Here is an 11,686-nt window from a genome sequence, read left to right as displayed (position 1 = left end):
TCATCGGCGTCATCAGTGCGAATTCAACGCGCGTCGCGCTTTGCCTGCGCCACCTTGGCCGCTTTGCGTTGTCGGCCGAGCTCGGCCGGCCGAACCAGATTCGGCGTCCTCTGGTTTGCCACCGCTCGCATGCCCTTGTGCGCAGTGCGCGCGTTGAACGCTGGACCATCCGTCGGCGCTTTCTGCTTCAGGGCCAGCGCCTTGCGCGCGCTGTCGACCAATGAGACGCGCGCCGTCAACTGGCGGCGCCGTTCGGCCTCGCCATTCAACCGCCGCATGGCCATCGCCAGCACCGCAAGCTTCAACTGAGAGCCGCCATCGGCCTTTGAAGCGACAGCCCCTTTCGGTGTGCCCTTGCCCCGGATTTCGCGCCGGCGTCGACGCGCCTCGGTCTGCGCCTTGTCGCGCCGCTCCCGCAGGCGTTTGACGAGGCCGGACAGATCGGCGTCGGAAAGGTCCTGGACCGCCGGATGGTGCGATTTTTCCACCAGCTCGTGTTCGTCGGCACTCAGCGCGCGCGCTTCTTCCTTGCGTGAAATCGCCATGACACCACTCCTCCGCTTGGGTTGCCCGTCTTCTGGGCCTTCAGCACACGGAGTCTCGGCCCGATTGGAGGTGGGGTCAAGACGAGCCGATGACGGCGTCTACTCGGCAGCCGGCAGGATCTTGCCCGGGTTCATGATATCGAGCGGATCGAGCGCCTGCTTGATCGTGCGCATGATGTCGACGCCGTGGCCGAGCTCATGGCGCAGGAAGCCGATCTTGCCTTGGCCGATGCCGTGCTCGCCGGTGCAGGTGCCCTCCATGGCGATGGCCCGCATGTTGAGCCGCGCCACGAACTTTTCCGACAGCGCGATTTCCTTCGGGTCGTTCACGTCCATCAGCACCAGGACGTGGAAATTGCCGTCGCCGGCATGGCCGACGATCGGCGCGACAAGCCCCATTTCGGCGATATCGGCCTCGGTTTCGGTGACGCATTCGGCAAAACGCGAGATCGGAACGCAGACGTCGGTCGACAGGCCCTTGGCGCCTGGCCGCAGCGTCAGCGACGACCAATAGGCGTCATGTCTGGCCTTCCAAAGTTTGGTGCGCTCCTCGGCGACACTGGTCCACAGGAACGGTCCGCCGCCATTCTCCTCGGCGATCATGCCGAAGGTCTCGGCCTGCTCGGCAACGCCGGCATCACTGCCATGGAATTCGACGAACAGGCACGGGCTTTCGGGATAGTCGAGCTTGGAATATGTCTTCATCGCCCGCATCTGCAGCGCGTTGACCAGTTCGATGCGCGCCACCGGAATGCCCATCTGGATCGTCGCGATGACGGCGTTGCAAGCCGCTTCGACGCTCGGAAACGGGCAGACACCACCGGAAATCGCCTGCGGAATCCCTTGCAGCCTCAAGGTCAGCGAGGTGATGATGCCGAGCGTGCCTTCCGAGCCGACCACCAGCCGTGTCAGGTCATAGCCGGCCGAGCTCTTTTTTGCCCGCTTGCCAGTGGTCACCGCCTCGCCATCGGCCATGACGGCCGTCAGCGATAGCACGTTCTCGCGCATCGTACCGTAGCGCACCGCGTTGGTGCCTGAGGCCCGTGTCGCCGCCATGCCGCCCAGCGAGGCATTGGCGCCGGGATCGATTGGAAAAAACAGGCCGGTGTCGCGCAGATGCCGGTTGAGATCCTCGCGAGTCACCCCGGGCTCAACCGTGCAGTCGAGATCCTGCGGATTGACCGAGAGGATCCGGTTCATCCGGGAAGTGTCGACCGAGATGCCGCCGCCCGGCGCGTTGGTGTGGCCTTCGAGCGAGGAGCCGACGCCGAAGGCGATCACCGGCACGCGGTGCGCGGCGCAGGCGCGCACGATCTCCTGTACCTCGGCGGTCGTTTCCGGGAAGACGACGCCGTCCGGCGCCTGCGTCGGGATGTAGGTTGTCGTATGCGCATGCTGGGAGCGAACCGCCTGGCCGGTCTGAAAGCGCTCGCCAAACCGCTGCTTGAGGATGCCGAGCACGGCGGCGATGCCTTCTTCGTTGCGCTCGACCGGATTGAGGTCGCTCAGGGCCATGAATTCCTCCGCGAATGGACCAGTGTCCATGCTTGTCATGCATTTATGGATGATGCCTAACGCAATTCCAGGAAAAGTGTGAAGCGGTTTTCCCCGGAAAAGCGCCTAGCGCTTTCCCTGGGGAATTGTATCAAAGAGGCGGTCCGACGTTTCCGTGAAACGATGAACCGCTCTTACAACCACGCTCTGTCCAGCACCAGAACAAGGAAGTTGCCATGCCGATCCCCGCCCCTTTTGTTTCTCAGCCAATGGCTATCGAGAAGGACTGGATCGATTATAACGGCCATCTCAACATGGCCTACTACAATGTCCTGTTCGACCGCTGTTCGGATGAAGCCTTCGAGGCGATGGGCATGGGGCTGGACTATGTCAAGAACCGCCGCCTCACCATCTACACCGCCGAAGTCCATGTCTGCTACGTGCAGGAACTGCATCTCGACCACAAGGTCACAGTTTCCTTCCAGCTCATCGACCATGACGAGAAGCGGCTGCGGTTCTACCAGGAAATCCGCCATGCCGACGGCTGGCTCGCCGCCACGTCCGAGCAGCTTGCACTGCATGTCGACATGTCCGGGCCCAAGGTAGCCCCCTTCCCCGCCGACGTGCTGGCCAAGATCGAAGCGATGCGCGCCGCTCACGCAGCCTTGCCGATGCCCGAACGCGCAGGCCGCTCGATCGGCATCAAACGCAAGACGGCTTGAACCCGCCCGGGGCCCGCGTTAACCTTACCGAGGTTTTAACGGGAACAAGCCGATTGGACCGTTGCGCGACTCAGCGGGCCGTTCGAAAACGATCCGCATCGAAGTAGCGACACGGGCGGCGGGGCATAGCCGATTCAGGGGACGTGCATGAAAACCGATATCAAAGTCGAGGTGGACAGGCTCGCCGCCGATCCGCGCATTACCGACTATGATTTCTGGCGCTCGCTGAAGAACGTCAACAACGAGATCTTCCACATCGCCAACAACAATGAGCCGATCCCCTTCGACATGATCCGCTGGCGCGTCATCCTTAAGCAGGCCCGCATGAAGCGCGGCCACGCCTGACGCTGCGGGTAGAGCGGCCACTTCCGTTGACGACATTCCAGGGGTTTGACCTCAACCCTGTCGCCTGATCGCCGCCAGCGGCGAGCGCGCCACCACCGGCGATGACTGGATGATCGCCGTGTTGGTCATCGCGTAGGGAATGATGCGGTCGATCACCCGTTCGAGTTCGGCCATTGAGCCGACATGCGCCAGCGCGATGAAACAGTCCTCGCCGGTTACCCGGTCGCATTGCGCGATCTCGGGCAGGTCGCGGATGATCTCGGCCACGACGGCGAGCTGCCCCGGCACCGGCCGGATGCGCAGCCATGCCGACAGGTTCAGGCCAAGCGCCGCCGGATTGATCCGCACGCAATAGGCTTCGATGACGCCGCTCTCCTGAAGCTGCTTGATGCGCTCGGACACGCTCGGCGCCGACAGGCCGACGGCGCGCGCCAGCTCGGCCGTGCTGGCGCGCGCATCTTTTTCCAGCAGGCGCAGTATCTTCAGATCGACCGCGTCGAGGTCGAGATTTTCGTTTCGAAGGCGCTTCATCAAAAACTCCTTGCATCCGGAAAGCGACCGAGGTCCCTGAACGACCACTGCCCATATCAGACGGAAAAAATACCTGCGATACTGATCCGATGAACGATCGGACGCAAGTCCAAACCTCGCCCACAGGTGCGGCCTTTACCAGCCTGCCGACATCGCTGCCGCCGCATGTCTGGTTCTGCGTCAGCGCCGTGTTCCACTATCTCGGCCCTGCCTTCGCCGTGCTTTTGTTTGCGCAGATCAGCGTGCTTGGCATGGCCTGGCTGCGCATCGCCACCGCCGCGTTGATCTTCGCGCCGCTGACGCGTCCGTGGCGAACCTTCGCCCAGGCCGATCGGTCGACACGGCTGCTGCTGCTCGCCTTCGGCGTCTGTCTGGCAGTGATGAACTGCTCCTTCTATCTGGCGCTCGACCGCCTGCCGATTTCGCTGGTGGCCGCGATCGAATTCGTCGGCACCATCGGCGTCGCGCTGGTCGGTCTCCGAAGCGCGCGCAATCTCGCTGCCCTTGCCGTCGCCGTGGCCGGCACCTTGCTGCTGATCGACGTCAAATGGTCCAGCGATCCTATCGGCCTGTTCTGGGCCTTCCTCAACGGCGCGCTGTTTGTGGGCTATATCGTGCTTGGCCACCGCGTCGCCGCTTCAGGCGCCGGCGGCGGCATTGCCGGGCTCGGCGCCGCGATGGCCGTGGCCTTCCTGGTCGTGCTGCCGATCGGCCTCACCGACGCGTTGCCCGCCTTTTTCTCCGCGCCGCTGCTGCTGGCGGCCATCGGCGTCGGCATCTGCTCCTCGGTCATCCCCTATATCTGCGACCAGCTCGCCATGGCGCGGCTGCCGCGGTCGAGCTTCGCGCTGATGCTGTCGCTGCTGCCAGTCACCGCGACGCTGATCGGCATTCTCGTGCTGCGCCAGATCCCCGGCATCAGCGACTGCATCGGTATTGCGCTGGTGGTGGCCGGCGTCGCCTTGCATAGGCCTGCGAGCACGCAGTAGATCCTCCGCTAAGCCAGTTTCTCCTTCAGGAAGGCGACGGTCCGGCCCCAGGCGAGATCAGCCGCCTTCTTGTCATAGCGCGCTGCCGAAGTGTCATTGTTGAAGGCGTGATTGGCGCCTTCATAGACATAGACCGTGTATTCGACATGCGCGGCATCGAGTTCCTTCTTGAAGGCGTCGATGCCGGCATTGGTCCGTTCGTCCAATCCGGCATAGTGCAGCAGCAGCGCCGCCTTTATCTTGGAAACGTCCGCGGCCTTCGGCTGCATGCCGTAATAGGCGACACTTGCCGCCAGATCAGGCGCGTTCACGGCGAGCATGTTGGCCGTGCCGCCGCCCCAGCAGAAACCGACGACACCGACCTTGCCGTTGCCGTCCTTGTCGGCCTTGAGGAAAGCCACCGTCGCGACGCCATTGGCGACGGTCTGCGCCGGATCCAGCTTGGTGAACATGTCGCGCGCCTTGTCCTCGTCGGCGGGCGTGCCGCCGAGTGGCGATAGGAAATCCGGAGCGAGCGCCACGAACCCCTCCAGCGCCACGCGCCGGGCGACGTCGCGTATATGCGGGTTGAGCCCCCTGTTTTCGTGGATGACGATGACGGTGCCGAGCTTGCCCGCCTGGTCCGCCGGCTTGACAAGATAGCCCTTCATCTCGCCGCCGGCGCCAGGATAGGCGATTTCCTGGCCTTTCACGCGGGGATCGTTCTCGGCGACGATGGCCGCCTGGGCGGAATTCGCCGCCAGCATCGGTGCGATCGCCGCGGCCGCCGCCCCTGACCCGGCAAGCCGGGTCAGCTGCTCCATGAAGCGGCGGCGATCGAGTGTCAGATGCGTGTATTCGTCATAGGCATCGATCATCGCCTGGGTGATCCCAGGCTTTGCGGGTCTAGTGGCGGCTGCTTTGGTCATGGCGCATTCCTCGGCTTCAAGCTTCAGTACCGGAGCTACATAGGAGCGCGGCTGGCCCGGTCCAGCCTGGATGGGCGCTGCGGCGAGCATTGCCCGCAGCCGGCAATGTCGGCGCCCACATCACATTTTGGTCATCGCCATGAATCCTGCAGGCACCTGCCACAACAATAAGGGAAACTGCGTGCTACCGATGCGCCGTGCCATCCCGTCCCGACCAGAAGGAGCGCCGCCGATGACCATGCCGATCCTCACCAGCGCGTTCGTCCTTGCCCTGGCCGCCGCTCAGGCATTACGCTTCAGGCTTGCGGACGCAGGCAGGCGGTCGATGATCGAGCTTCGCATCGGCCGGGACCACTGCACGGACCCGAAATTCCCAAATTTGAGGTGAGACCATGAACGTCCAGGATATCGTCAACACCGTCTCGCAAAAGGCGGGCCTCGACCAGGCAACGACCGAGAAAGTCGTCGGCACCATCTTCTCGGTGCTGGAGCACGAGGCGGAAGGCACCAACGTCTCGGGTTTCTTCGCCAAGATTCCCGGCGCCGACGATCTCGCCCGCCAATACGACGTCATGGCCGCCGGCGCGGCCGGCGGTGGCGGCCTGCTGTCCTCACTGCAAGGCGCGCTGGGCGGTGTTCTCGGCGAAAAGGCCGGCGCACTGATCAACGGCGTCGCCGCGCTCAAGGCCTCCGGCCTCGACATGGCGCAGATCAGGCAGGCTGGCGCCACGCTGATCCAACAGGCCGAAGCCGCCGCCGGGCCGGACCTCACCAATGAAGTGCTCGGCTCGGTGCCAAGCCTGAAGAGCCATCTCGGAATCAGCTAGGGCGCGATCCTGCGGGACCGAACCCGTTCCTTACTTCGGCAGTGCGTATGCCATTACATAATCGCCGGGCTTGGTGCCGACCGAGCCATGGCCGCCGGCGACGATGACCACGAACTGGCGCCCGTCAGCCACCGTATAGGTCATCGGCGTCGATTGCCCGCCGGCTGGCAGGCGCGCCTGCCAGAGCTGCCTGCCTGAGGTCAGGTCGTAGGCGCGCAGGTAGTCGTCGACCGCGGCGCCGAGGAAAGCCACCCCGCCGGCGGTGATCATCGGCCCGCCAATGCCGGGCACGCCGACCTTCAGCGGCAAAGGCAGCGGCGTCATGTCGTAGACCGTGCCGTTCCTGTGCTTGTAAACGATCTGTCCGGTCCTGAGGTCGGCGCCGGCGACATAGCCCCATGGCGGCGCCTGGCACGGAATGCCGAGCGGCGACAGGAACGGTCCCATCACCACCGCATAAGGAGCGCCGTCATTTCGGTTCAGCCCCTGCTCGCTGCCCTTGGCGTCGCCTGGTGGCGGCACGTCCGCGCGGGGCACAAGCCTGGAGGTGAAGGCGAGATAGGTCGGCATGCCGAACAGCACCTGCCGGACCGGATCGACCGCCACGCCGCCCCAGTTGAAGACGCCGAAATTGCCGGGATAGACCAGCGTGCCCTGCAGCGATGGCGGCGTGTAGCGGCCCTCATAGCGCAGCCTGTGCAACGCAATCCGGCACGCCAGCTGGTCGAACATGGTGATGCCCCACATGTCGGCATCGGTCAGCGGCGGCGGATTGAAGGAAAGGTCCGACACCGGCTGCGTGGGCGATGTGTGGTCGCCTTCGATGGCGCCGCCGGGCGCCGGCACTTCCTTGACCGGGATGACCGGCTCGCCGGTGCGCCGGTCGAGCACGTAGAGGTCGCCCTGCTTGGTCGGCCCGACCAGCGCCGGCACGACCGTTCCGTCGGTCTTGGTGATGTCGACAAGGCTCGGCTGCGCCGGCACATCCATGTCCCAAAGGTCATGATGCACGGTCTGGCGCACCCATTTCAATTGCCCCGTATTGAGGTCGAGCGCGGTGATCGAGGAGGAGAATTTCTCGACGTTGGCGCTGCGGCCGGCGCCGAGCTGGTCCGGCGTCTGGTTGCCGAGCGGTATGTAGAGCAGGCCGAGCTTTTCGTCGGCACTCGGCGTCGACCACATGTTGGGCGAATTGGCGGTGTAGGTCTGGCCTGCCGCCAGCGGCGTGGTCTGGTCGGGATTGCCGGAATCCCAGTTCCAGATCAGCGCGCCCGTGGAGGCATCGAAGGCGCGGATGACGCCGGACGGCTCCTGCGTGGAATAATTGTCGTTGACCGCGCCGCCGACGATGATCTTGCCGCCTGATATCAGCGGCGCCGAGGTCGAATAGTAATAGCCGGACTTGGGATAAGGCATGCCGGTCAGAAGGTTCAGCGTGCCGCCTTCGGCAAAGGACGGACAGACCTGACCGTTGGCGGCGTCGAGCGCGATCAGCCGCGCGTCCGAAGTCGGCAGGTAGACACGCGCGGCGCAAGGCTGCCCGGCACCGATCTTGGCGTCGGCGTAGTAGGAGACGCCGCGGCAGGTCTGGTGCTGGCGGTCCTTGTCGAGCTTGACCTGGGGATCGTAGCGCCACTTCTCCTTGCCCGTGGCGGCGTCGATGGCGATGGCGAAATTGTGCGGCGTGCAGATGTAGAGCGTATCGGCGATCTTCAGCGGCGTCACCTGGTAGGTGGTCTCGCCGACATCGTCGGGACCTTTCACGTCGCCGGTGCGATAAGTCCAGGCCGGCTGCAGGTTGGCGACGTTCTCCGGCGTGATCTGGTCGAGCGGCGAATAGCGCTGGCCATAGGGCGTACGGCCGTAGAAGTGCCATTCGCCGGCAGGTATGTCGCCGCCTAGATCGGCCGCCGGGGTCACCTTGTCGGTGTCGAGATTGCCGGCAATATCCTTGGGATCGGTCGTCATTGAATAGCCGGCGACCGCCAGCGACGCCAAAACGGCGAGAATGAGCGGCGCGCGGCCATCGGGACCAACAAGGCCCCGCCTCGCCCACGGCGTCAGCAGCCACAACGCGACGAGCACGATGATGCCGCCGCGCGGCCCGAGTTCCCACCAGTCGAAGCCGATTTCCCAGACCGCCCAGGCAAGCGTGCCCAGCACGATCGCGGCGTAGAGCCAGAGCGCGGTGGATCTGCGCCGGTAGAGCAGCCATGCTGCGATGAGGAAGGCGATGCCTGATATGATGTAGTACCAGCTGCCTCCCAGTGAAGCCAACCAGATGCCGCCGGCGCCAAGCGCGAGGCCGATGAGGAGGAGAATGAGGGAGGTGATGGTGACAGCCAAGATGATACTCCTTCGACTGTTGCGCGCCTCGAGGCGGCCGTGGGCAACAGGATCCCCTCCCTGCCCTTTGCGCAGCTTTCCCTCACCCGCCCTGCCTGTCAAGCAGGCCGGAAACAATCAGGAGTGGAACAAAACGTAGACAGTTCTGGTCTTTCTCCACCGAATCACTACATTCGGGGGCGATGTCCGGCTTTTCCGAAGACATGCCCTTTTTCGATGAACCCGATGCGCGGCCCACCGCCCCGTCGGGCATCGCCGCGCGCGCCATGGCTGCCCGCGGCGGCCACAACAACGCGCCCGACTATCTCAAGGGGTTGAACCCCGAGCAGCGGCTGGCGGTGGAAACCACCGAAGGTCCCGTTCTGGTGCTGGCCGGCGCCGGCACCGGCAAGACGCGCGTCTTGACCACCCGCATCGCCCACATCCTGGCGACCGGAAAAGCCTTTCCCTCGCAGATCCTAGCCGTGACCTTCACCAACAAGGCCGCGCGCGAGATGAAGCAGCGCATAGGTATCCTGATCGGCGAAGGCAATGTCGAGGGCATGCCCTGGCTCGGCACCTTCCACTCGATCGGCGTCAAGCTCTTGCGCAGGCACGCCGAGCTTGCCGGGCTGAAATCCGACTTCACCATTCTCGACACCGACGACGTCGTGCGGCTGATCAAGCAATTGATCCAGGCCGAGGGCCTCGACGACAAGCGCTGGCCGGCCAAGCAGTTCGCGCAGATGATCGACGGCTGGAAGAACAAGGGGCAAGGCCCGGACGACATTGCCGAGGGCGATGCGCGTAGTTTCGCCAACGGCAAGGGCCGCGAGCTCTACAAGGCCTATCAGGAGCGCCTGCAGACGCTGAACGCCTGCGATTTCGGCGATCTGCTCTGCCACCCTATCCGCATCTTCCGCGCCAATCCGGACGTGCTGAAGGAGTATCACAAGCGGTTCAGATACATCCTGGTCGACGAGTACCAGGACACCAACACCGCGCAATACATGTGGCTGCGACTCCTGGCACAGCGGCCAAATAGCGGGCGTAGCGCGACGTCTACGGATTTGCATTCGGCCGAAGGCCGCAAGCCCGACCGGGCGTCCGAGCCTTCGCGAGGCCCCTCCCGCGACACCGAAGGCGCGCAGAAAAGAGGGGTCGGGCCCGCGCCGGCAGGCGCGGAACAGCCCGTGAGCGAAAACAAAGTAAACATCTGCTGCGTCGGCGACGACGACCAGTCGATCTATGGCTGGCGCGGCGCGGAGGTCGACAACATCCTGCGCTTCGACAAGGATTTTCCCGGCGCCACCATCATCCGGCTGGAGCGCAATTATCGTTCCACCGCGCATATCCTCGGCGCCGCTTCGCACCTCATCGCCCACAATGAAGGCCGCTTCGGCAAGACGCTGTTCACCGATCGCGACGATCCCGAGGACGGCAAGGTCAACGTCCACGCCGCCTGGGATTCCGAGGAGGAAGCGCGCGCTGTCGGCGAGACCATCGAGGCTTATCAGCGCCAGAAGCACAATCTCAACGACATGGCGATCCTGGTGCGGGCGTCCTTCCAGATGCGCGAGTTCGAGGACCGCTTCGTCACGCTCGGTCTCAACTACCGCGTCATTGGCGGCCCGCGCTTCTATGAGCGCATGGAGATCCGCGACGCGCTTGCCTTCTTCCGCGTCGTCGCGCAAGGCGCCGACGATCTCGCCTTCGAGCGCATCGTCAATGTGCCCAAGCGCGGCCTCGGCGAAACCACCATCCGCCAGATCCACGACACGGCCCGCGCGCTGCGCGTACCGATGTTGGAAGCCGCCGCCAAGCTCGCCGAGAGCGATGAATTGAAGCCCAAACCGCGCGCCGCATTGCGCGAGGTCGCGGCCAATTTCGAACGCTGGCAGAAGGCGCTGGAAACCACGCCGCACACCGAACTGGCCGAGACCATCCTGGAAGAGAGCGGCTACACCGACATGTGGAAGAACGACCGTTCGGTCGAAGCGCCCGGCCGGCTGGAGAACCTCAAGGAGCTGATCCGCTCCATGGAGGAGTATGAATCGCTGCGCTCCTTCCTCGAACATGTCGCTCTGGTCATGGACGCCGAGCAGAACGCCGAACTCGACGCCGTCAACATCATGACGCTGCATTCGGCCAAAGGCCTCGAATTCGAGACCGTTTTTCTCCCGGGCTGGGAGGAAGGCCTGTTCCCGCACCAGCGCGCGCTGGACGAAGGCGGCCGTTCCGGCCTGGAGGAGGAGCGCCGGCTGGCCTATGTCGGCGTCACCCGTGCCAAGAAGAACCTGCACATCTGGTTCGTCTCCAACCGCCGCATCCACGGCCTGTGGCAATCGACGATTCCCTCCCGCTTCCTCGATGAACTGCCTGAAACCCATGTCGAAGTCGCCGAAAGCGGCAACTCCTATGGCGGCTACGGCAATTCCTATGGCGGCGGCTCGTTCGCTTCCGGCCGGGGCGGCCAGGGGGCAGGAAGACAGAACCCCTATGGCGCCTCGCGCTTCGACAATGTCGGCGCCGAAAAATCCGGCGCCTTCTCCAACAGCTACGCCACGCCGGGCTGGCAGCGGGCGCAGCAGAACCGCACCGAAGCGACCGATCGCAACTGGGGCTCGCGCTCCGGCCACCAGGTCGAGCGCATCGGCTATGGCGAGACCGACAGCGGCTACGGCGCCGGCCGCACGAGCATCAAGGGCCGCACCATCGATGGCGAGTTGGTCGCCAAATCCGTCGCCGACACGCCGTCCCCCTTCAACGTCGGCGACCGCGTCTTCCACCAGAAATTCGGCAACGGCAACATCGCGGCCATCGAAGGCAACAAGCTGACCATCGACTTCGACAAGGCCGGCCAGAAACGCGTGCTGGATGGGTTTGTCGCGGCTGTGTGAGAAAAAATGGACACTCACTCGCGTAAGGAGCTGGTCAAAAATCCTGAGGTTTTCTTGTGAAAATCGAAGTAGATTTTGACCCTAATTATATTTGCGATTT

General features: G+C 64.2%; 11 protein-coding genes. 6 read left to right on the top strand and 5 right to left on the bottom strand.

The features are described 5' to 3' along the window. Positions 1-23 precede the first annotated feature (23 nt). Together FJ959_RS16665 and FJ959_RS16660 are read right to left on the bottom strand one after the other, a co-directional pair. On the bottom strand, positions 24-545 hold the full coding sequence (locus FJ959_RS16665) for a hypothetical protein (RefSeq protein ID WP_140521184.1): 522 nt from the start codon (positions 543-545) through the stop codon (positions 24-26). 99 nt (positions 546-644) lie between these two features. Then, positions 645-2,060, bottom strand: coding sequence for an FAD-linked oxidase C-terminal domain-containing protein (locus FJ959_RS16660; RefSeq protein ID WP_140630943.1), 1,416 nt, complete (start codon positions 2,058-2,060; stop codon positions 645-647). A 215-nt stretch (positions 2,061-2,275) separates the two neighbouring features. On the opposite strand from FJ959_RS16660, the gene FJ959_RS16655 reads away from it, so the two are divergent. Further along, complete coding sequence (locus FJ959_RS16655) at positions 2,276-2,761, top strand: thioesterase family protein (protein ID WP_140495288.1); 486 nt, start codon at positions 2,276-2,278, stop codon at positions 2,759-2,761. Positions 2,762-2,908: 147 nt separating this feature from the next. Next, positions 2,909-3,106, top strand: a complete 198-nt coding sequence (locus tag FJ959_RS16650; protein ID WP_140495286.1) for a hypothetical protein — start codon at positions 2,909-2,911, stop codon at positions 3,104-3,106. A 51-nt stretch (positions 3,107-3,157) separates the two neighbouring features. Here the strand turns inward: FJ959_RS16650 and FJ959_RS16645 are convergent, their stop codons facing one another. Then, positions 3,158-3,637, bottom strand: coding sequence for an Lrp/AsnC family transcriptional regulator (locus tag FJ959_RS16645; protein ID WP_140495284.1), 480 nt, complete (start codon positions 3,635-3,637; stop codon positions 3,158-3,160). A gap of 89 nt (positions 3,638-3,726) precedes the next feature. Here FJ959_RS16645 and FJ959_RS16640 point away from each other — a divergent pair, with 89 nt between their 5' ends. Next, entirely contained in the window at positions 3,727-4,626 is a 900-nt protein-coding gene (locus FJ959_RS16640) for an EamA family transporter (protein ID WP_140623152.1), read from the top strand. Positions 4,627-4,634: 8 nt separating this feature from the next. Here the strand turns inward: FJ959_RS16640 and FJ959_RS16635 are convergent, their stop codons facing one another. Beyond that, entirely contained in the window at positions 4,635-5,534 is a 900-nt protein-coding gene (locus FJ959_RS16635) for a dienelactone hydrolase family protein (RefSeq protein ID WP_140630941.1), read from the bottom strand. 232 nt (positions 5,535-5,766) lie between these two features. Between FJ959_RS16635 and FJ959_RS31800 the strand changes: the two genes are divergently transcribed. Next, positions 5,767-5,922 (top strand): hypothetical protein, encoded by a 156-nt coding sequence (locus FJ959_RS31800; protein ID WP_181171994.1) that lies wholly within the window; start codon positions 5,767-5,769, stop codon positions 5,920-5,922. Between the two features lie 4 nt (positions 5,923-5,926). Further along, positions 5,927-6,361, top strand: a complete 435-nt coding sequence (locus FJ959_RS16630) for a hypothetical protein (RefSeq protein ID WP_140495278.1) — start codon at positions 5,927-5,929, stop codon at positions 6,359-6,361. 30 nt (positions 6,362-6,391) lie between these two features. Here FJ959_RS16630 and FJ959_RS16625 read toward each other — a convergent pair whose 3' ends face one another. Next, positions 6,392-8,707 (bottom strand): glucose/quinate/shikimate family membrane-bound PQQ-dependent dehydrogenase, encoded by a 2,316-nt coding sequence (locus FJ959_RS16625; protein WP_140579996.1) that lies wholly within the window; start codon positions 8,705-8,707, stop codon positions 6,392-6,394. A gap of 182 nt (positions 8,708-8,889) precedes the next feature. Between FJ959_RS16625 and FJ959_RS16620 the strand changes: the two genes are divergently transcribed. Then, a complete protein-coding gene (locus tag FJ959_RS16620; RefSeq protein WP_140579997.1) occupies positions 8,890-11,586 on the top strand; it encodes a UvrD-helicase domain-containing protein in 2,697 nt (898 codons plus the stop codon). The last annotated feature ends 100 nt before the right edge of the window (positions 11,587-11,686 follow it).

It is taken from the genome of Mesorhizobium sp. B2-2-4, assembly GCF_006442375.1.
Classification (GTDB): Bacteria; Pseudomonadota; Alphaproteobacteria; order Rhizobiales; family Rhizobiaceae; genus Mesorhizobium.
This window is presented reverse-complemented; position numbering and strand designations above follow the sequence as displayed.